We start from the raw sequence: 20992 nt of genomic DNA, 5'->3' as shown, positions 1-20992 counted from the left end.
CCGGAAACTCACATTGCTTTCGCAGAATCGATACGTCGCCAACCCGGCGAGCAACATCAAACACTGATTCTGTGAAGGATTCTCATGGCTTTTACCAACCCACGTGTCGCCGCTGCAGCAACGTCCGCAGTGGTGGCGCTCGCTGTCGTCGCAACGCCTGCAGACGCCGCTGAACCAAAGGCACCGAAGAACATCATCTACATGGTCGGCGACGGCATGGGCTACAACCATGTCGCCGCAGCCAACCTCTGGCAGACCGGCCAGTCCAAGTGGATGCTCAACGGTGACAACAGCATCAACAGCATCTCCAACGTCGACGGCAAACCAGTCCAAGCCTTCGAGCAGGAGGACAAGGGCTGGAAGCACACCTCCATGACCACCTTCCAGTACGGCAACGAGTACGACGAAATCAAGGCGTGGAGCGACCGCGACTGGATCAACAAGAACTTCACCGACTCCGCCGCAGCCGCCACCGCCATGGGCACCGGCGTCAAGACGGACAACGGCAAGATCGGCGTCGACCACAAGGGTGAGAAACTGGAGAACACCTCCCAGCGCGCCGTGAAGCAGGGCAAGGCCGCCGGCGTCGTGTCCTCCGTGCCGTTCAACCACGCCACCCCGGCAGGCTGGGGCGGCCACAACGAGAACCGCAGCAACTACACCCAGCTCGCCGACGAAATGCTCGGGCCCGACAGCCCACTGTCCGTCATCATGGGCGCCGGCCACCCGCTCTACGACGACAACGCCCAAAAAACCGGCAAGTTCAACCCCAAGTACATCACCGAGGAGACCTATAACAAGGTCGCCAACGGCGAAACCGACTGGAGCCTCGTCACCGACCAGGCGGACTTCGAGTCCCTCGCCAAGGCAGCCAACAAGGACGCCAAGAAGATCTTCGGTCTCGCACCCGTGGCCAACACGCTGCAGCAGGGCCGCGACGGTTCCGATGGCGAAGACAAGGCAAACGTCGGCCCGTACCTGACCGAGTTCAACAAGGGCGTGCCAACCCTGGCCACCATGTCGCTCGGCGCCCTGAACACCCTCAACCAGGACGAAGACGGCTTCCACCTCATGATTGAAGGCGGCGCCATCGACTGGACCGGCCACGCCAACACCATCGGCCGCTCCATCGAGGAGACCATCGACTTCTTTGACGCGGTAGAGGCCGTCGAAAAGTGGGTCGAGGAGAACTCCTCCTGGGAGGACACCCTGCTCATCGTCACCGCCGACCACGAAACCGGCTACCTCGCAGGCCCGCAGGACCCATCCAAGTACAGCGAGCTCAGCGGCGAAAAGGGTGCCAAGCCGGAGCACACCTACAACTCCGACAACCACACCAACCAGCTCGTCGGCTTCTGGTACAAGGGCGCAGGCTCCGACGACATCTACGAAGAGTCCACGAAGCACACGGATAAGATCCGCGGCTCCTACATCGACAACACCACCGTCGCCCGCCTCACCCTGGACAAGTGGTGGAACGGCGAAAAGCCAGCAGACAACAAGAAGCCTGCCGACGGCTCCTCCGCCGACTCCCCGTGGCTCATCGCCATCCTGTCCATCCTCGGAGTCGCCGGTCTGCTGGCTGTGATCGCACAGGCAGCACCATCCCTGGTGGACAACCTGCGCACGCAGCTGCCTAAGTTCTAGCAGCTACTACCTGTCTACATAGGAAGCATCGGCAACTTCACGCCGAGCTTCGGCAACGCGGCAATCAGGCCAATGATCGCGAGCACCGCCGCGATCACGCCACCAACAATCGCCGCCACGTTCAGCTCTGGCTCCGCCGTCGGGTACGCAACATCCGCCTGAGCGCCTTTCGCGCAGGCAGCGGCCGCGGCGGAGTCGGCGTCGTCAAGCATTGCCTGCTTCTCGGCGACCTTCCCAGCTGGCGTGGCGGCCCACGCCTTATACAGCGCCTCATCACTCTTCTCGACGCCAAACGGCACCTCAGCGCGCTTCATCTCCGGACCGACCTGGCGCTTGGCCGGGTCGATGCCCTCGAGCGTGCGTTCCTTCGTCGGCTTCGTCTCCTTCACCGTCTTCTGTGCCTCGGCGTACTTCTCGGCGAGCTTGGTTGGGCGCTTCGTGGCGTCCGGGTAAGCAGTATCCACGGCGGCCACGAAGTCGCGTGCCTGCTCATGCAGCCCAATCGCCTTCGACGCTTCGAACCAGGAGACAACGAAGCGCTGCTCGTCGGCAGAGAGCTGCACAGTGCACATGCCGTCCTTGTCCTTCACGTTCACCGTCGCGGCGTGGGCGGGTGCGGCAATGGTGCCGAGCGCGATCGCGGTGGCAGCAGCGCAGGTAACGATACGTTTCATGGTGTCCTCCTTGAGGTCGAGTGGGTGTACTGGGCGTACGTGTTTAGTTTCCGACACCGCATGTTGCGACAGCGTTAACGTGGGAATTCGGGGGTAGGTGGGGGTGGTTTGCGGCTGGTCTCCGGGCGGTTCTCGCTCCGGTCGAGGTGTTCAAGGAGTGCAACGCAGGTCGCCCATTTTCGCGTCGCCTGGCTGATTTTCGGCGACTAGCATCGCACGCTTCTAAGACCTCGACCGGAACGTTTTGGTGCGTCTCATGTGAGGCTGCTACGTGCTAACCCGCGCGCCGAATGCCCGCTACAACTCCCGCGGCACCACTTTGCCGGTGGCGTTGCGGGGGAGCGCGTCGACGAAGTGGACGTCGCGCGGAACGGAATGCTCGGCGAGGTGGTCGCGGACCCAGCCCTGGACGCTGGCAGCCGTCAGCGCCTGGCCGTCTGGATCGTCAGCGCGGACGATCCAGGTGGCGACGCGTTTGAACGTGTCGGGGTCGTCGACGCTGCCGACGTAGAGGTCGTCGATACCTGGCATGCGCTCGAGGACTGCTGCGACGGATTGGGGGTGGACGTTTTCGCCGCCGACGATGATCATGTCGTCGCTGCGGGACACGACGTGCAGGAGGCCCTGGTTGTCGAAGTACCCGAGGTCGCCCATTTCGATGAGGCCGTCGATAGTGACTATGGGCGTGTCGGGGTTGGTGTAGCCGCGCAGGGCGGTTTCGTTGTTGAGGAAGATGCGCCCGACGGTGCCGGTGGGGACTTCGCGGCCTGCGTCGTCGTAGATGCGCAGGGTGGTGCCGGGTGGGACGCGGCCGACGCAGGTCGGGTCATTGGCGACGGTGGTGGCGTCGGCGGCTGCGGCGAGGGCGAGTTCGGTGGAGCCGTAAATGTTGGCGACGATGGGGCCAAAACGGTCGATGAGTCGCTCGGCGAGCAGTGGGGTCAGGGCGTTGCCGGCGGTGCCGATGAAGCGCAGCCGCGAGGTGTCGTAGTCCTCCTCGAGGTCAAGCATGTGTTTGAGGAAGATAGGGGAGGAGATGAGGCCGTCACAACGGAAGTGCTCGAGTTGGCGGAAGGCGTTGGCAGGGTCGAAGACACGCTGCGTAACGATGGTGCCGCCGACCCCGAGTGTGATGTTGAGCGCGGACCAGCCCCAGGTGTGGAACATGGAGGCAGTCATCTGCACGGTGTCGCCGGCGCGAAACGGGATGGCTTCGAGGTAGCCGGCGGCGACGATGGGGAGGCCGGGCTCGGCGCGCAGGATGCCTTTGGGGATGCCGGAGGTGCCCGAGCTCATGAGCACGATGTCGCCGTGCTTCGGGAACAGCGGCAGCGCGGCGTCGCCGCCACCCATACTTATCGACGCCAACTTCGCCTCGTCAACTACCACCATGGCGGTGCCCATGTCTGGGATGCGGGGCAGGAACTCGTCGTCGGTGAAGAGGACGTTGATGTCGTTTTCCTCGATACACCCGCGGAGCTGTTCGGTGGAGGAGCCGACGTTGAGGAGGAAGATGGAGCCGCCGGTGTAGCCTTTGGCGCCCAGCGGCAGGATGATGCCGCGTCCGTTGCGGGCGATGACGCCGATGCGCGGCTGATCGGTGACGCTGAGGACCCAGCTGGCGACGTTGCGCGCTTGGGTGCGGAGGTCGCGGTAGGTGAGGAGGCCGGCGTCGTCGATAAGGGCGGTGCGCTCGGGGGCGGCGAGGTAGCCCTGTTCGATGGCGCGGGCGGTGGTGAAATGGAAGCGGAGCAGATTTGGTATAACCCCTAGCGCTGCTTTCGGGCTGTTGCCGAGGCTGATCATTCCGGCGCGGTGGGTGGCCCTGAGAAAGCGGAGAAACATTGCTCTATTCTATGACATCTGGCAAAGTAGGCGTAGTTCTTGTTGTAGATGTGAAAGAAGTGCACTTGTGTTTCGTAAGTTGACGGCGGCGATCGTCGCGACCGCGCTGGCCATTGTGCCAGCGCAGGCCACCGCGCAGCCGCGTAACATGGTGGTTTTCGGCGATTCAGTCATTGCCGACCCAACAGTCCACGACTGGGCGGCAGGAAAAATCGGCGCCACGCCACAAGGCTCCTCGGATGCGAAGGTCTGGTGCCCAACCGGTGCGAGGAATTGGGGCAAGCAGGCGGCTGCGCGCCTCGGGTTGCGGGCAATGGACTACTCCTGTGCCGGCACCGTTTCAACTCGCGTTGGCCCCTATTTCTCCCTGCAGGTTGACCGCGCGTTGCGCGACCGCGCCCTGAACCCGGCAACGGCCCGCGTCATCATCTCGACCGGCTTCAATGACACCTATTCGACCGGCGGCCGGTCCCCGGAGCAGGTGCGTCGCGCCTTCGTCGACGCGATGGTGCCGCAGGTGAACCGTATCCGGGCGGCGGCGCCGAACGCGCGCATCCAGATTGTCGGCTACCCGAAGATCACGCAGGGCGACCGCGTGTGCCTGTTTCAGCTGGGCAACAACATGCACGACGCCACCCCGATGCCCTTCGTGCAAGCGTGGGAGGACACCGCGCAGTGGATGCAGGTGGACCTGGCGCGCGCAGCGGGTGTCGAATTTTTGGACCTGAAGCCGTCCACGTGGAACAACAACATGTGTGCCCCGGACCACATCCGGATGTGGGCCGGGCTGGTCGATTTCGGCCCTTCGCCACGCAACATGCCGCTGCACGTGAACCAGCGCGGCCACGCCCACGTCGCGGACGTCATCGCGCATTCCTAGAAACTAGCTACTTGGCCAGCGCGTCCTCGATGGCCTGCTCGAAGGCCTCGTAAGGCTGCGCGCCGATGATTTCCTGGCCATTGACCAGGAAGGACGGGGTGGAGTTAAAGCCTGCACGCTGCGCTAGGTTGTTGGCGTCCTGCAGGGCGGCGTCGTACTTGTCGCTGGCGGCGTCGGCCTTGAACTTCTCCATGTCCGGCATGCCTGCGGCTTCAGCGAAGCGGACGAAGTCCTCCATGTCGAAGTCGGGGTGGCCTTTGGCCTTGATGGCCTCTGCCATGTAGGCGTCCTGGTACTCGAAGAATTTGCCTTGGTCGGCGGCAGCGCGGCCGGCGCGGGCTGCTTCGACGGCGGCCTGGCCGTTAACTACGAAGTCGTTGAACTCGATGCGCACCTTGCCCTCATCGACGTAGTTCTTGATGATCTGCGGCATGATCTCAACGTTGGCCTTGATGCAGAATGGGCAGTCCCAGTCGGAGAACTCGGAGAGGACGACGGGGGCGTCGACATCGCCGAGGGCCATTGGGTCGTTGGCGTCGCGGCGCTCGATCTCGGCGGCGGCCTCGTTCATAGTCGGTTCGGCGGCAGGCTCTTCGGCGGCCTGAGACGGTGCAGTCTGGGCGGTCTCCGTGGCGGGTGTCGCGGAGTTTGCGCCGATGACGTAGCCACCCACCCCGGTGCCGACCGCCAATACTGCCGTAAATGCCCACATCAGTGGTGGGATCTTGGTATCACTCATGGTGCTCCTTTGGTTGTTCTGCGTTTTGTAATGCTACCGCCCGCGCCAAACGAGCGTAGCGCAGCTCCTGCTCACGGAACCGGGTCCAGGTCGAGATGGTGGTGAAGAAGAACGCGATGATCAGCACGTACAGCATCAGGTCCGTGCCGCGGGCAACACCCAACCAGTTGGCAAGGATGGTGACGTCGTCGGGGCGCAGGATCGCCCAGATGGCGGCGATGAACATCGCGCCGAAGCCGATCTTCACCCACGCTTTCGCGTTCGCCTTTCGGCGGTTAGCAAAAAAGTAGAGCGCTAACAGGACGGTGGCGCAGATCAGCGCGAATTGGATCATGGGAGCCTCCCTGCCACGATGTTGTCGGCCAGGATGTTGACCCCGTTGATCAGCGACTGGCCCTTGCTCATCGAGTACTCGGTGTACAGGATCTCCACTGGTTCCTCGGCGACGCGCCACTTGCGCTGGTCGATCAGGGCGACGATCTCGGATGCGTGCGACATCCCGTTCATCCGCAGGTTCATCTCGTTGGCCACTTTGAGGTTGAAGGCGCGTAGGCCGTTGTGGGCGTCGCTCAGCCCGAGGCGACGAGTGCGCGGCGAGAGCATCACCACCGTGCGCAGCACCACGCGCTTGATCCATGGCACCTGCGAGGTGTCTTGGCCGGCGAAGCGGGTGCCCACCACGATGTCGAGCGGCTCCGTGCGCAGGCGTTGCACCATGCGCAGCACGTCCTTGACTTGGTGCTGACCGTCGGCGTCGAAGGTGACAAAGTACTTCGCACCCGGCTGGGCCCGCGCGTACTCCACCCCGGTCTGGATCGCAGCGCCTTGGCCCAGGTTCACCGGGTGATTGACCAAGTGGGCCCCGGCGGCGCGGATGGCGTCGGCCGAATTGTCGCGGGAGCCGTCGTTGACGGCCACGATGTTCGGGAACGTAGCCCGCGCATGCTCAATAACCTGCTGGATAACGGGGCCCTCGTTATAGCAGGGGATGATGAGCCAAGTGTCGTCATTCATGTTGACGCAGATGTTACCCGCCGCGGTGGAAAAGCCGCGCATAAACGCGCTTCAGCAGAGGCTTCGGCAGCAGGCGGTAGAGGGTGCGCACCGCGACGTTCACCATCGCGCGCGTGCGCCCGATCAGCCCGTAGCGCACCAGCCGGATCTGCATGTCTACCTCGGAGGTGAACATGTCGCTGCCGGTGCGGCGGTCGAACTGCTCGTCGGTGACGCGGAAGTACGTGAGCGGCTCCTGCATGTTGTAGAGCCTGTAGCCCTCGGCGATCAGCCGCGCGAACAGGTCGTAGTCCTCCATGAGGTGCACGTCCTGGTAGCCGCCCACAGCTTTGACGTCCGCGGTGCGGTACATCACGGAAGGGTGGTTCATGGGGGAGTTCATCTTGGCGTAGTGCGCGGGGTGCTCGGGCAGGCGCCGGATGCCGCCGGTGCGCTCCCCGTCGAATTCCTGCACCGCGGTGCCCACCACCGACACCTCGGGGTGCTGCTGCAAAAACTCGAGTTGTCGCTCGATGCGCTGGGGGAACGCCTTGTCGTCGGAGTCGAGCTGCGCCACGAACTCGCTGTCGATCGTCTCCAGTGCCGCCTGCAGCGCGGGGCCAGCACCGCGGTTTTCGGCACAGCGCACCACGCGCGCCCCATACTTCTCGACGACCCCCTCGACCCCATCCGCCACCGGCCCATCAAACACGACCACGACCTCGTCCGCGGGGCGGGTCTGCTCAGCGAGGGACTGTAGCGCCTCGGCGAGCTGGTCAGGAACGGTGCCGTGGTAGGCAGACAGGAGCGCTGTAACGGTGGACATGGATACCGATACTAGTTGCGTGCGGCGTCGAGAAGAAATGTGCCGTAGCCGGACTTCACCATCGACTCACCCAGGCTGACCAGCCTGTCCACAGAGATGAACCCCTGCTCGTAGGCGGCGACCTCCGGCGAGCCAATCACCAGCCCGGTGCGCTTCTGCAGCACCTCCACGTAGGCGGAGGCCTCCGCCATCGAGTCGATCGTGCCGGTGTCCAGCCACACGTCACCCCTGTTCAGGCGGTGGACCCGCAGCTGGTTCGCCTTCAGGTACGCCTCGTTCACGCTGGTGATTTCCAGCTCACCGCGGGCACTCGGGGTGATCGTCTTCGCGATGTCCACGACCTGATTGTCGTAAAAGTACAGCCCGACGACGGCGAAGTTGGACTTCGGGTGCTCCGGTTTCTCCTCAATCGAGGTGGCCACGCCATTCGCGTCGAAGTCCACCACGCCGTAGCGGTGCGGGTCGGAGACCTCGTAGGCGAAGATGGTGCCGCCGGTGCCGTCATGGCTTAAGTCCAGGGCGCCGTCGAAAATGTTGTCACCCAGCACGAGGGCCACCGAGTCATCCCCGATGAAGTCCTCGGCGATCAGGAACGCCTGGGCAAGCCCGTCAGGGGAGGGCTGGATGCCGTAGTGGAGCATGATGCCCCAGTCGGAGCCGTCGCCGAGGAGGCGCCGGAACGCGGGCGCGTCCTCCGGCGTGGTGATCACCATGATCTCCCGGATACCAGCGCTGATCAGCGTGGTCAGTGGGTAATAGATCATGGGCTTGTCATAAATCGGCATCAACTGCTTCGAAATACCCTTCGTAATCGGGTAGAGCCGGGTGCCGGACCCGCCGGCCAGAATGATGCCCTTCATCGACTTAGCGCTTCGGCAGGATCTTATCCAGCGGCAGCTTCTCGATCACAGCCAGCACCGTGGTCAGAATGCCCATGATGAACAGGACGAGCGCCGGGGTGGACACGTTCGACGTGTCGCCCGCGGACAGCGCCATCGCCGGGTCCGTCGGAGCGGTGTTCGTCGTGGTCGTTGGTGCAACCGTCGGGGTGACCGTCGCCGTCACCGTCGGGGTGACGGTGACCGTGGTGGTTGCTGGGGTCGAAGGAGCAGACGGGGTCGAAGTAGTAGAAGTTTGGGTGGAAGCGAACGCCGGGGTTGCCACCACCAGTGCCCCCGCCACCGCGAGAGCTGCAAGAGAAGTGCGATTCATGCAGTACAACCTACCCAAGATAGAGCGCCAACGCAGCTCTCCAGTTCATGGGGGCAAAGCCCGTCGCCTTAATCTTGTCCAGCGCAAGCGTCGATTCCGCAGGCCGTGGCGCCTTGTCCCCGTACTCCTTTGAGGTCACCGGGTGTACCTGCGCGGGGTCCTTGCCCATCCCGATGAATACCGCCATCGCGATCTCGTCACGCCCCACCGAATCCCCATCCGAGGTGATGTTGTACACACCGTACTCAGTTTCGTTGGCCAGCAGGTGGCGGATGCCCTTCGCCAGGTCCTCCGCTGACGTCGGCCGCCCGCGCTGATCCTTCACCACGCGCGGCTCCTTGCCCGTCTCCGCGAGTTGGCGCATCGTCGCCATGAAGTTTGCCCCATCGCCGAACACCCACGACGTCCGAATCACGTAGTGCCTGCGCGCCAGCTGCGCCGCCGTCTCCCCGGCAGCCTTCGACGCCCCGTAGCGGCTCAGCGGGCTCGGCAGCTCCTCCTCCGTGTGCACCTCCTGGGTGCCATCGAAGATGTAATCACTGGACACGTGCACCAACACCAAGTCGTGCTCGTTGGCCGCCCGCGCCAGCTGCGCTGGGGCCTCCGCGTTCACGCGCCACGCGCCCGCCGGGTCATCCTCCGCGCCGTTGACGTCGTTGTAGGCCGCGCAGTTGATCACCGCCCAGTACTTCGACCAGTCCACGCCCTCCAGGTTCGTGATGTCCAGCTGGTCCCGCCTGCAGAACTCCGCCTCATCCGGCCCGTAGAGCTCCTGCAGCGCGCGGCCCAGCTGCCCGTTCGCGCCCGTCACGAGGATTCTGCGCTGGGGGACGGGGGTGGCGTCGACAAGCATGGGGTGGGTGAGGTCAGCCTCCGAAAGCTCCGTGGGTTCCATCGGCCACTCGACCTCCTTGTAGGAGCAGTAGGCGTAGCGCGCGCCGGGCTGGTATCGCTCGTTGACCAGGTAAATGTACGTCGTGTCGTCCTCGAGCGCCTGGAAACCGTTGGCCACCCCGCGCGGCACAAATACTGCCGTCTCCGGGCCGATCTCGCAGCTGAACGTCTCCCCGAACGTCGCGGAGCCCTCCCGCATGTCCACCCACGCCCCGAACACGCGGCCCGACGCCACCGACACCCACTTATCCCACGGCTCAGCGTGCATGCCGCGAGTCGCCCCGCGCCGCGCGTTGAAGCTCACATTCTGCTGCACCGGCACCAACTTCTGCCCCGCCCAGTTCTCCTTGAACCAGCCGCGGTTGTCGCGGTGCACCGCAAGCTCGTGGACTTCCAACCCAGCAATCATTACTGTCCTCTCGCCTCATAACGCTTCTCGACGTCCCCCTTCGCCCCTTCCCACCACCAGCGGTTCTCGCGATACCACTCGATGGTTTGCTGCAGCCCGTCGCGCAGATCCTTCGTGTAACGCGGCCGCCACCCAAGCTCGGTAGTGAGCTTCGTGGAGTCCATCGCGTAGCGCTGATCGTGCCCGGGGCGGTCGTTGACGTGCTCGTACTCGCCACCCATCAGCTCGCAGATCATCTCGATGACCTGCTTGTTCGTGGTGTGGTCGTTGTCCGCGCCGATGTTATACGTCTCACCCAGCTTGCCGCGTTCCAGGATGGTCAGCACGGCGTCGTTGTGGTCGTCGACGTGGATCCAGTCACGCACCTGCGCGCCCGTGCCGTACAGCTTCGCGGGCTGCCCGCACAGGATGTTCGTGATCTGGCGCGGGATGAACTTCTCCACGTGCTGGTACGGCCCATAGTTGTTGGAGCAGTTCGAAATCGTCGCCTGAATACCAAAACTGCGGATCCAGGCCCGCACCAAATGATCCGAGCCGGCCTTCGTCGCCGAATACGGACTCGACGGCTTATACGGCGTCGCCTCCGTGAACTTCTCGTTGCCCGTCAGCGGCAGGTCTCCGAACACCTCGTCCGTGGAAATGTGGTGCAGCCGCGCCCCGTGCCTGCGCACTGCCTCCAACAACACATACGTGCCGATCAAATTCGAGTGAATAAACGGCGACGGGTCCTCCAACGAATTATCGTTATGCGACTCCGCCGCGAAATGCACCACCACATCCGACGCCCCCACCAAGTCACCCACCAGCGCCTCATTAGCGACGTCCCCCTCCACCAACTCCACGTCCAACCCCCGCAGATTCGCCGGGTTGCCCGCGTACGTCAGCTTGTCCAGGACCGTGACCTTGTAGTCAGTGCGCTCGGTGACCATCCGCACGAAATTCGCGCCGATGAAGCCCGCACCACCAGTGACCAGCATTGTTCCCATGGGCCTCTACCTTAGCCGGAGCGCCACCAAATGTACCGCCGCCCCCGCCAGCGGGCCCGCGAACAAGGCCGTGACCACGACGGAGTGGACGTCGACACCCACGAGCCGCGGCATCACCCCCAGCACCGCGAACGCCACCGCCGTCGCCGTCAGCCACCCCGCGACGTACCAGCCGTGCCGCTCCAGCGACAGCACCGCCACCCCCGTAATAATCAGCGCGCCCATAAACGCCGACGCGAACGTGAGCACCCCAAGCGTCAACCCATCGACGTAAAACTCCGGGTCAAACGCCAGTTTTAGAATCCACGGGCCCACCGCCCACGCCGCGGCGAAGCCCACAACACCTAGGCCCAGCACGGCAGCGACCGGCTGCACCAACGCCGCAAACAACGCTTCTCGACGCTCCACAAACCTCACCACCAGCGCCGACTGGAACCGCTGCAACGGCACCAACACCGGCGCCCGCGTCAAAATCACTGCGTTCATAATCGCCGCCACCGACGCCTGTGGGAACGCCGCGTTCACCGCCGTCGGGAAGCCCGTGATCAGCGCCGCCGACGCCCCCGACGCCACCATCGCCGTCAACACCCGGCGCACGAACACCCCACGATGCACATCCAGCGGCACCCGCAAATGCTCCCGGCGCAACACCACCAGCCAGCTCAACGCGCCGACCACCGTAATCACCAAAAACGCAGGCAGGCCCCACCCCAGCGCCCACGCCAGAAGCGCCAATACCAGCCGCACACCCGAATCCAGCGCCACCAGCGCCGCGTAGCGCTCCCACAACTGCGCCCCCGATAGCACCCCGCCCAGCACCGCCTGGAACACGTACATCACCAGGCCAACTTGCAGTAGGGCAGTGGCCGTCAGCGTACTTCCGGGAACAACAGTGCCGATGAACAGCGCGCCCGCCGCCGCCGCCACAACGACCACCACCAGCGCCGTCCACGCTCCCAACCGCCACGGATTCGCCGAACCCCGCCGACCGTCCTCGCGCGCCGCCGCGACGGCACGCGTGGTCTCATGGGTGAGGCCGTCGATAAGCCCGGTGGACGCGAAGAACAATCCCCAGTACGCAGCGAAGTAGCGGTAGGCCGAGTCGGCGTCGAGTGCTTTCGACGCCACCCACAACACCACAAAGCCACTGACCGCCGCGAACAGCGTGGCAAAAGAAAGGTGCTTCACCTGGCGTTACATCGCCTTACATTCCGAACGACGGCGCGATCGTCGTAAACCACGCCTTGTGCAGATCCTCGCGCCAGTACGGCCACGAGTGCGTCCCCGCATTCCTGAACTCATACTGCGCCGGAATATTCAGGCCTTCCAGCTTCGCGCGCAAATCATGCGAACACTTATTAATCGCAGCCTCAATCACGCCGCCCTCAACCTGCAGAATCGCCGAACCGACACTCGCCGCAGGCTGCGGAAGCCCCTGGCCAACCAAGTAACTTACCTGATCCTGGCGGCCCGCCAGGCCAGTGCCCGTCGAAATGTACAAGCGGGTCCCGCGCAGCTTCTCCGCATTCACAAGCGCATCGTTGTAGCGGTTATTCGGGCTGCCCATCGGGCCCCACATCATCTCCGGGGTCACCGTGCGGTAATCCAACGTTCCCGACGCCCGGTTCACCGTAATCCGGCCAAACTGGTACGCCTCAGGCGTCGACGTCGCCGCACACCCCGAGAAGGACGCCGCGGACTTATAGAACCCGGGGTAGTGCGTCGGCAACACCAGAGACGTGGTCCCCGACATCGAGAATCCCACAATCGAACGGCGATTCTTGTCCGCCCCCAGCAGCCCCTCAATCGGCCCCGGCAACTCCTTGACCAGGAACGTCTCCCACTTCTGTGGGCCGTTAATGTAACGCGAGCGCACATTGTCGCTCACCCAGTCCGTGTAGTACGAAAACGCGCCCTCCTGCGGAATCACAACATTGACGCCCTTGCCTGCGAAGAACTCGCGAGCATCACTCATGCTCAACCAGTCCTGGTGCTGCTCCGCACCACCAGCGCCGTTGAGCAGGTAGATCGTCGGCGCGTTCTGTACGCGCTGCCCCGCAGTATTCGTCGCAGGCAACACCGCCACCGGGATATCCCGGCGCATCGACGGCGAATACACCAAGAAGCTCAACACCTGCTTATGGTCAACCTTCTCGACCCACTTCTGCGGCTTCCCGTCCGTCTTCGCCAACGGTGGATTCGCAATTGCGTTCCAGGGCTTCACCGTACCCACGGGCTGGGCCGATGCTGTTGGCGTAACTGCTGGGATCGCCTGGAGTGCCGACAAAGGAATGGCCACAGCCATGGCTGTAGCCACAACCGAACGAGTGATGCGCTTCAACATGGAAGCCATCCTACTTTACAGATGTGGCAATTGGGGCTTCTGGTGTCACTTTGTTCGGCGTTTCGTGCAAGAATGTGGGAAGTATTTCGTTCTTACAGAATTTCTCTTTGAAAGAAGGTAGTTGCAATGAACCCGATCGAGTCCATGCAGGTCGCCATCAACAACGTCCTCGGTGAGCTGATCCACTTCGGCTCCTCGACGTCTTCCACCATCGCATACGGCATGGGCCTGTTCTAGGGGCTTCGCCCGATTTGGCCCGCTTGAACCCGTCGCGCCACCTGTTGTTGGGTGGGCGGCGGGTTTTTGTGGTTCGTGCAGGGCGCTGCGCACCAAATTCCTAGTTTTCGGCGGGCAGGTTTTTGTTTCCCCAGGTCGCCGAGTAGGCGTGAAGGAATTTGGTGTCTTGTGGAAACGCTGGAGTGCCAAAGGGCGCAACCTTATTTAGGCTAGACATTCAAACCTGCAGGTGAGAAAAGCGCTAGATGTTAAGGGTTGCGTCCTTTGGCACTGGTCGACCAGGGGGCGCACCAAATCCCTAGTTTTCGGCGGGATGGTTTGCGTTTCCCCAGGTCGCCGAAGGGAGCGTGAAGGAATTTGGTGTCTGGGGCGGGAGTTAGAGCCCAAGCGCCGGCTTGATGGTCTGCTTCCAGGACAGCTCCAAGTCCTCCTTCCAGATGCGCCATGAGTGGGTGCCGGTGGCGCGCAGGTTGGCGTTGTATGGGATGTCGTTGGCCTTGAGCTTGACCAGCAGGTCGTGGGTGCAGGCGTTCATGGCGGCTTCGATCACGCCGCCCTCGACGATGAGGGTTTGGGCGTTCGCGGAGGCCTGGACGAAGTCCATGTCGCGGGTCTTGCGGAGGAAGCCGACGGTGTCACTTTCGGCGAAAAGGCCCGTTGCGCTGGAGATGTACAGCTTGGTGCCCTTGAGCTTCTCGGCGTTGACGAGGGCGTCGTTGTGTCGGTTGTACTCGCTGCCGGCGCGGCCCCACATCTCCTCGGGCTTGGCGCCGCCGCGGTTGACGGTGAGGTTGACCCAGCCGTTCGGGATGCCCGTCGAGGTAGCGGCGCAGCCGGAGAAGGAGCCGACGGCGGCGTAGCGTCCAGGGTTGTGCTCGGCAAGGAGGAGTGCTGAGGTGGCGGACATGGAGAACCCGACGACGGCGCGCTTGTCGTTGGCCTCGAGGTAGGGCTCGATGGCGTCGGGAAGCTCGGAGCCCAGGAACGTGGACCACAGCTGTTTGCCCTGCAGGTAGCGGGAGTTCGGCTCGTAGAGCCAGTCGATGTAGTAGGAGAACGCACCCGCCATCGGGATGACGACGTTGACCGGCTCGTCTTCGAAGACCTTCTTCACCACGGTGCCCGCTTGCGCGATCCAGTCAGTATCCTGCTCGGAGCCACCGGCGCCGTTGAGGAGGTAGACGGTGGGTGCGTCGGGTACGCCCGCGCGGATCACACCGACTGGGATGTCGCGTTCCATGGCGGGGGAGTAGACGCTGAGCTTCTCGGAGCCCTTGATGCCGTCGATGTTGGTGAACCAATACTGATCGCCGCCGCTGGGTTTTTGCGGTGCGGTTTCCAGCTTCTTTACGCGCGCGATGGCATCGTTTGTGGTTTCGGCACCCTCGGCTGTGGGGATGTCGGCGTCATCAAGCGTGGGTTCGGTGCTGTCTTCCTCTACGACTTCGACGACCGTCGTTTCCTCAACCTTGGTTGTGGTCGTGGTGGTCTTCGAGGAAGAGGTCGTCGTCGCCTCACTTATCGACGTCTCCTCTACGCTCTGGGCGGCAGAAATAGTCGTTGCCTGTTCGGATGGTGCAACGGCATACCAGCCTCCTGCAGCGATCGCGACGGCGGCGGCTCCGGCGATAGCTGGACGCGCAATATTCACGGGGTGCTCCTCAACTATTTGTAGGTGGTGAAGGTGGTCCTTCAAGCATTCTATTAAAGTGTCCGATATTGAAGCGAAAACGTTACAAGCAACGTATTCTATGGGGCGTGACTAAAGAGCATTATGACGTTGTTGTCCTCGGCGCTGGCCCTGGTGGCTATGTCGCCGCCATCCGAGCAGCGCAGCTGGGCCTGAAGGTTGCGGTCATTGAGAAGCAGTACTGGGGAGGTGTGTGCCTCAACGTTGGGTGTATCCCGTCGAAGTCGTTGATTAAGAACGCGGAGATCGCCCACATCTTCAACCATGAAGCGAAGACGTTCGGCATCAAGGGTGATGTCGAGTTTGATTACGAAGACGCCCACAAGCGCTCCCGCAAGGTCTCCGAGAAGATCGTTGGTGGCGTGCATTACTTGATGAAGAAGAACAAGATCCAGGAGATCCACGGTCTTGGCTCCTTCACCGATTCCAACACGATCGAGATCACCGAAGGCGACGACAAGGGCACAACCGTCACCTTCGACAACTGCATCATCGCGACCGGCTCCGTCGTGCGCACTCTGCCAGGCATCGAGCTGAGCAAAAACGTTGTCTCCTTCGAGGAGCAGATCCTCAACGAGGATGCACCGAAGTCCATGGTCATCGTGGGTGCCGGTGCTATCGGCATGGAGTTTGCGTACGTGCTGTCCAACTACGGCGTGGACGTCACCGTTATCGAGTACATGGACCGCGTTCTGCCGAACGAGGACAAGGACGTGTCCAAGGAGATCGCGAAGGCGTACAAGAAGCTCGGCGTCAAGCTCATGACCGGCCACGCAACCACCGCGGTGCGGGACAACGGTGACTCGGTCGAGGTGGACGTCAAGAAGAATGGCACCGACAAGACTGAAACGCTCACCGTTGAGCGCGTCATGATCTCTGTCGGCTTCGCCCCGCGCGTCGAGGGCTACGGCCTGGACAAGGCTGGTGTCGAGCTCACCGAGCGTGGCGCCATCGCTATCGACGACCGCATGCGCACCAACGTAGACGGCATTTACGCCATCGGCGACGTCACCGCGAAGCTGCAGCTCGCGCACGTTGCGGAGGCGCAGGGCATCATCGCCGCCGAGACCATCGCGGGTGCCGAAACCCTCGAAATCGAGGACTACATGATGACGCCGCGCGCCACCTTCTGCAACCCTCAGGTCGCCTCCATGGGCTACACCGAGGAGCAGGCGAAGGAGAAGTGGCCCGACCGCGAGATCAAGGTTGCGACCTTCCCGTTCTCTGCGAACGGCAAGGCAGTCGGCCTGGCTGAGACCGCGGGCTTCGGCAAGATCGTCGCCGACGCCGAATACGGCGAGATCCTCGGCGCTCACCTGGTTGGCGCCAACGTTGCCGAGCTGCTGCCAGAGGTCGTCCTCGCCCAGCGTTTCGACCTCACCGCCGGCGAAATCGCGCGCTCCATCCACATTCACCCAACCCTGTCCGAGGTGCTGAAGGAAGCAGCCCACGGCATTGAAGGCCACATGATTAACCTGTAGCCTTTTCTTCTCGACGCCCGGTCCCGCCGCCTGGTGGGGCCGGGTTTTGCGCTGCGTGGGTGGGGTCCTCGCTCAGTTGCCCTGCCTTCGCGCCTTCATACATTGCTCCGGTCGAGGAGTTAAAGGAGTGCGATGCTGGTCGCCTCTTTTGGCCAACCCCGTCCGATTTTTACCGACCTGCATCGCACGCTTCTAAGCGCACGCTTCGAACGTTTTGGGGGCGCGCTGACGGGGTAGTAAAAGGACCGCTCACCCTCCCATTTCCCGATGTTTGAAGCAGACTCTTGACTACCGACCTTTGGGGGTAGTTCGAAGATTTTATAGACGTTACGCGCAGGTCGTGAGTAACATCACAAATTAGGTTTACCTTGGTTTGTTCTCATACTGAATATGTGCAGGGTGTCGCCATGCTTAAAATTTCGAAAATTTGCCAAGCGCGTCCAGGCGGTGAATTTTGGGTGAAAATCAGGCGAAAGAAACATGCTCTGACTAGGCAATAGTGAAGAATGGTGCCTAAAGTGGTTGTGACACTGGAGGTGCCATGACTGTACAAAAAACAGACCGTGAAGCAATTCGTCACGGAAAAATTACTGAGAAGCCGCTACGAGAGCGGCCAGGGTTCCCAACATGGGCAGTAAAGCTCGAGATGGCCATCACTGGCCTCATCTTCTCGCTCTTCCTTCTTGTTCACATGGTGGGCAACCTGAAGATTTTCATGCCGCTTAAGGCTGATGGCGGCGCACACATTGATGACTACGGCGAGTGGTTCCGCACGTTTGGTGAACCACTGTTCCCGCGCGGAGGATTCCTGTGGATTCTCCGTATCGTCCTGCTGACCTGCCTGATCCTGCACGTGTATGGTGCGTTCACTCTGAAGAAGCGTTCCGCCGAGTCGCGCGGTACGTTCAAGCGCACGAACCTGATGGGAGGCTGGCAGTCCACCGCTACGCGTTGGATGCTGGTGACCGGCGTCATCCTGCTGCTGTTCATCATTTTCCACATCCTGGATCTGACCGCGGGCACGGTTGTTGCTTCTGAGCAGTTCGTTCATGGCAATGTCCGTGACAACCTGATTGCAACCTTCGCTCCTGAGCGTTGGTACGTGACCCTGTTCTACCTGGTTGCCATGCTTGCGCTGCTGCTGCACCTGACGCACGGTGTGTACTTGGCAGTTTCTGACCTTGGATGGCTCGGCGAGCGTGGACGCGGCGTAATGGTCGTGTTGGGGTACGTACTGCCGTTCATCGTTGTTCTTGGAAACGTCATCATGCCACTGGCCATCATGGCTGGTCTTATCCCGGGGTACACCCGCTAACGGCTGATTAGGAGAAACTTTAATGACTACCTCTTTGAACCAGACGCAGGACGAGGTGTTCCGCCAGCCGGAGTCCTCGGCTCCTGGCGTCACCATTGGCCGCATTCTTGATAATGCAATGCCGGACCGCCACAAGGTCCGGATGAAGGACATGTGGGAGTACCAGAAGGACCACATGCAGCTGGTGTCCCCACTGAACCGTCGCAAGTTCAAGGTGCTCGTTGTGGGCACGGGCTTGGCTGCCGGTGCTTCTGCCGCCGCATTGGGCGAGCTGGGCTACCAGGTACAGGTCTTCACGTACCATGACGCTCCTCGTCGTGCACACTCCATTGCAGCGCAGGGTGGCGTCAACGCTGCTCGCGGCAAGAAGGTTGATAACGACGGTGCGTACCGCCACGTGAAGGACACTGTCAAGGGTGGCGACTACCGCTGCCGTGAGGCTGACTGCTGGCGCCTGGCCGTCGAGTCGGTCCGCGTGATTGACCACATGAACGCGATTGGTGCTCCGTTCGCGCGTGAGTACGGTGGCTCCCTGGCTACCCGTTCCTTCGGTGGTGTGCAGGTCTCCCGTACCTACTACACCCGTGGCCAAACAGGCCAGCAGCTGCAGCTGTCCACCGCTTCGGCGCTGCAGCGTCAGATCCACCTGGGCAACGTTGAGATCTTCACGCACAACGACCTGATCGATCTGATCATTACTGAGGAAGACGGCAAGAAGCGTTGCCGCGGTATTGTTACCCGCAACCTGATTGACGGCTCCCTGACCCCGTTCACCGGCCACGCAGTTGTGCTGGGTACCGGTGGTTACGGCAACGTGTACCACAAGACCACGTTGGCGAAGAACTCGAACTCCTCCGCGATGATGCGTGCGCACGAGCTTGGTGCGTACCTGGCGTCGCCGGCGTTCATTCAGTTCCACCCGACCGGCCTGCCGCTGAACGCGAGCTGGCAGTCGAAGACGACGCTGATGTCCGAGTCCCTGCGTAACGACGGCCGCATTTGGACCCCGAAGGAAAAGGGTGACGACCGCGACCCGAACACCATTCCAGAGGACGAGCGCGATTACTTCCTGGAGCGTCGTTACCCGGCGTTCGGTAACCTCGTGCCGCGTGACGTTGCGTCTCGTGCTATTTCGCAGCAGCTTAACGCCGGTTTCGGTGTTGGCCCGCTGCACAACTCGGCGTACCTGGACTTCAAGGATTCCATCGAGCGCCTCGGTGAGGACACTATCCGTGAGCGTTACGGCAACCTCTTCGAGATGTACGAGGACTCCACCGGCGAGAACCCATACAAGGCCCCGATGCGTATTGCGCCGACGGTGCACTTCTCCATGGGTGGCCTGTGGACCGACTTCAACGAGATGACGTCTATCGACGGCCTCTTCGCAGCCGGCGAGTGCTCCTGGACCTACCACGGTGCGAACCGCCTGGGCGCGAACTCGCTGCTGTCCGCATCGGTTGACGGCTGGTTCACCATTCCGTTCACGGTGCCGAACTACCTGGCAGACCACCTGAACGAGCCGGTGTACGCAGAGGATGCACCTGCATCCGTTGAGGCTGTACAGCGTGCGCAGCAGCGCATCGACAGCCTGATGAACATCAAGGGCTCCGACCCGCACGGTCCGGAGTACTACCACGTCAAGCTGGGCGAGATCCTCTACCTGCACTGTGGCGTGGCACGTACCGCCGACAGCCTGCGCGAGGGCATCGACAAGATCCGCGCACTGCGCGATGACTTCTGGGCGAACCTCCACATCCCAGGCCGCGCTGATGAGATGAACCAGGTCCTCGAGGCTGCGCTTCGACTGGTTGACTACATCAACCTCGGCGAGCTGATGTGCATTGACGCACTTGACCGCGACGAGTCCTGTGGCGCTCACTACCGCATGGACCACCTCACCGAAGACGGCGAGGCCCGCCGTGACGACGAGAACTGGTGCTTCGTCTCCGCATGGGAGACCGTGGGCAACGACCAGTTCGTGCGTCACGCCGAGCCACTGTACTTCGATTCGATCCCACTGATGACGAGGAACTACAAGTAATGAAACTGACACTTGAGATCTGGCGTCAGGCCGGACCCGAAACTGAAGGCCACTTCGAAACCGTCGAGGTGCCGGACGCAGTTGAGCAGATGTCTATCCTGGAGCTGCTTGACCACGTCAACAACCAATTTGTTGAGGAAGGCAAGGAGCCTTTCACCTACGCTTCTGACTGCCGCGAGGGCATCTGCGGTACCTGTGGCCTGACCATCAACGGTCGCCCGCACGGTGCGGACCAGAACGTCCCTGCATGCCTGCAGCGCCTGGTGAACTACAACGACGGCGACACCCTCAAGATTGAGCCGTTCCGCTCCGCTGTGTTCCCGGTCATCAAGGACCTCGTGGTTGACCGCTCCGCGCTCGACCGCGTGATGCAGCAGGGCGGCTACGTCTCCGTCTTCCCGGGTACCGCCCCAGACGCAGACACCCTGTCCGTCAACCACCACGATTCCGAGCTTGCACTCGACTACGCAGCCTGCATCGGCTGTGGTGCTTGTGTGGCTGCGTGCCCGAATGGCGCCGCGCACCTGTTCACTGGTGCTAAGCTGAAGCACTTGAAGCTGCTGCCACTGGGCAAGCTGGAGCGTGGCCGTCGTGCACGCAAGATGATCGACGAGTTGGAAACCAACTTCGGTCCTTGCTCCCTGTACGGCGAGTGCGCAGACGTCTGCCCTGCAGGCATTCCGCTGGATGCGGTCGGCGCGATCAACGCCGAGCGTGTCCGCGCGGCCGCCCGCGGCGGCGACGACTAAACAGAGAATAAAACGAGGAAGGAAACAACG

The 20992-nt window shown here is 62.4% G+C and carries 19 protein-coding genes; 6 read left to right on the top strand and 13 right to left on the bottom strand.

Going from position 1 to position 20992, the window contains the following annotated elements; genetic code table 11:
- The first annotated feature begins 84 nt into the window (after positions 1-84).
- Complete coding sequence (locus JMN37_RS09335) at positions 85-1647, top strand: alkaline phosphatase (protein WP_083433258.1); 1563 nt, start codon at positions 85-87, stop codon at positions 1645-1647.
- A 14-nt stretch (positions 1648-1661) separates the two neighbouring features.
- On the opposite strand, the gene JMN37_RS09330 is transcribed toward JMN37_RS09335, so the two are convergent.
- Together JMN37_RS09330 and JMN37_RS09325 are read right to left on the bottom strand one after the other, a co-directional pair.
- Positions 1662-2321, bottom strand: coding sequence for a hypothetical protein (locus tag JMN37_RS09330; RefSeq protein WP_070477328.1), 660 nt, complete (start codon positions 2319-2321; stop codon positions 1662-1664).
- Positions 2322-2618: 297 nt separating this feature from the next.
- Positions 2619-4166, bottom strand: coding sequence for an AMP-binding protein (locus JMN37_RS09325; protein ID WP_252931928.1), 1548 nt, complete (start codon positions 4164-4166; stop codon positions 2619-2621).
- A 67-nt stretch (positions 4167-4233) separates the two neighbouring features.
- On the opposite strand from JMN37_RS09325, the gene JMN37_RS09320 reads away from it, so the two are divergent.
- Positions 4234-5046, top strand: a complete 813-nt coding sequence (locus tag JMN37_RS09320; protein ID WP_070363231.1) for a GDSL-type esterase/lipase family protein — start codon at positions 4234-4236, stop codon at positions 5044-5046.
- A 7-nt stretch (positions 5047-5053) separates the two neighbouring features.
- Here JMN37_RS09320 and JMN37_RS09315 read toward each other — a convergent pair whose 3' ends face one another.
- The 11 genes from JMN37_RS09315 to JMN37_RS09265 all read right to left on the bottom strand — a co-directional run bounded on the left by JMN37_RS09315 (position 5054) and on the right by JMN37_RS09265 (position 15337).
- Positions 5054-5785, bottom strand: a complete 732-nt coding sequence (locus JMN37_RS09315) for a DsbA family protein (protein ID WP_246814886.1) — start codon at positions 5783-5785, stop codon at positions 5054-5056.
- Positions 5778-6119: a DUF2304 domain-containing protein gene (locus JMN37_RS09310; protein ID WP_070477332.1), complete on the bottom strand. Its 342-nt coding sequence runs from the start codon at positions 6117-6119 to the stop codon at positions 5778-5780. The genes JMN37_RS09315 and JMN37_RS09310 overlap by 8 nt, the downstream gene beginning before the upstream one ends.
- On the bottom strand, positions 6116-6799 hold the full coding sequence (ppgS, locus tag JMN37_RS09305) for a polyprenyl-phospho-N-acetylgalactosaminyl synthase PpgS (protein ID WP_070975203.1): 684 nt from the start codon (positions 6797-6799) through the stop codon (positions 6116-6118). The genes JMN37_RS09310 and ppgS overlap by 4 nt, the downstream gene beginning before the upstream one ends.
- Positions 6800-6812: 13 nt before the next feature.
- Positions 6813-7604: a glycosyltransferase gene (locus JMN37_RS09300; protein ID WP_071573620.1), complete on the bottom strand. Its 792-nt coding sequence runs from the start codon at positions 7602-7604 to the stop codon at positions 6813-6815.
- An 11-nt stretch (positions 7605-7615) separates the two neighbouring features.
- Positions 7616-8464, bottom strand: a complete 849-nt coding sequence (gene rfbA, locus JMN37_RS09295) for a glucose-1-phosphate thymidylyltransferase RfbA (protein ID WP_070975181.1) — start codon at positions 8462-8464, stop codon at positions 7616-7618.
- A 4-nt stretch (positions 8465-8468) separates the two neighbouring features.
- A complete protein-coding gene (locus JMN37_RS09290; protein ID WP_143110608.1) occupies positions 8469-8816 on the bottom strand; it encodes a hypothetical protein in 348 nt (115 codons plus the stop codon).
- Between the two features lie 10 nt (positions 8817-8826).
- Positions 8827-10119: a dTDP-4-dehydrorhamnose reductase gene (rfbD, locus tag JMN37_RS09285; RefSeq protein WP_252931926.1), complete on the bottom strand. Its 1293-nt coding sequence runs from the start codon at positions 10117-10119 to the stop codon at positions 8827-8829.
- Positions 10119-11105 carry a dTDP-glucose 4,6-dehydratase gene (rfbB, locus tag JMN37_RS09280; protein WP_252931924.1) on the bottom strand — a complete coding sequence of 329 codons (987 nt, stop codon included), beginning with the start codon at positions 11103-11105 and terminating at the stop codon, positions 10119-10121. The genes rfbD and rfbB overlap by 1 nt, the downstream gene beginning before the upstream one ends.
- Before the next feature lie 6 nt (positions 11106-11111).
- Positions 11112-12293, bottom strand: coding sequence for a hypothetical protein (locus JMN37_RS09275; RefSeq protein ID WP_252931923.1), 1182 nt, complete (start codon positions 12291-12293; stop codon positions 11112-11114).
- Between the two features lie 16 nt (positions 12294-12309).
- Entirely contained in the window at positions 12310-13449 is a 1140-nt protein-coding gene (locus JMN37_RS09270; protein ID WP_246814887.1) for an alpha/beta hydrolase, read from the bottom strand.
- A 613-nt stretch (positions 13450-14062) separates the two neighbouring features.
- Positions 14063-15337, bottom strand: a complete 1275-nt coding sequence (locus JMN37_RS09265) for an alpha/beta hydrolase (RefSeq protein WP_252931920.1) — start codon at positions 15335-15337, stop codon at positions 14063-14065.
- Positions 15338-15444: 107 nt separating this feature from the next.
- Between JMN37_RS09265 and lpdA the strand changes: the two genes are divergently transcribed.
- The 4 genes from lpdA (at position 15445) to JMN37_RS09245 (ending at position 20962) form a co-directional block, all read left to right on the top strand.
- Entirely contained in the window at positions 15445-16857 is a 1413-nt protein-coding gene (gene lpdA, locus JMN37_RS09260) for a dihydrolipoyl dehydrogenase (protein ID WP_252931918.1), read from the top strand.
- A gap of 541 nt (positions 16858-17398) precedes the next feature.
- The gene (locus JMN37_RS09255) at positions 17399-18172 is read left to right on the top strand and encodes a succinate dehydrogenase cytochrome b subunit (RefSeq protein WP_070363223.1); all 774 of its coding nucleotides are present in this window, start codon (positions 17399-17401) and stop codon (positions 18170-18172) included.
- 22 nt (positions 18173-18194) lie between these two features.
- The gene (locus JMN37_RS09250; RefSeq protein ID WP_071573625.1) at positions 18195-20213 is read left to right on the top strand and encodes a fumarate reductase/succinate dehydrogenase flavoprotein subunit; all 2019 of its coding nucleotides are present in this window, start codon (positions 18195-18197) and stop codon (positions 20211-20213) included.
- Entirely contained in the window at positions 20213-20962 is a 750-nt protein-coding gene (locus JMN37_RS09245) for a succinate dehydrogenase/fumarate reductase iron-sulfur subunit (protein WP_252931916.1), read from the top strand. Before JMN37_RS09250 ends, JMN37_RS09245 begins: the two co-directional genes overlap by 1 nt.
- Positions 20963-20992: the final 30 nt, after the last annotated feature.

Origin of the sequence: Corynebacterium lipophilum (assembly GCF_024102595.1) — a bacterium.
Taxonomy (GTDB): domain Bacteria; phylum Actinomycetota; class Actinomycetes; order Mycobacteriales; family Mycobacteriaceae; genus Corynebacterium; species Corynebacterium pseudogenitalium.
This window is presented reverse-complemented; position numbering and strand designations above follow the sequence as displayed.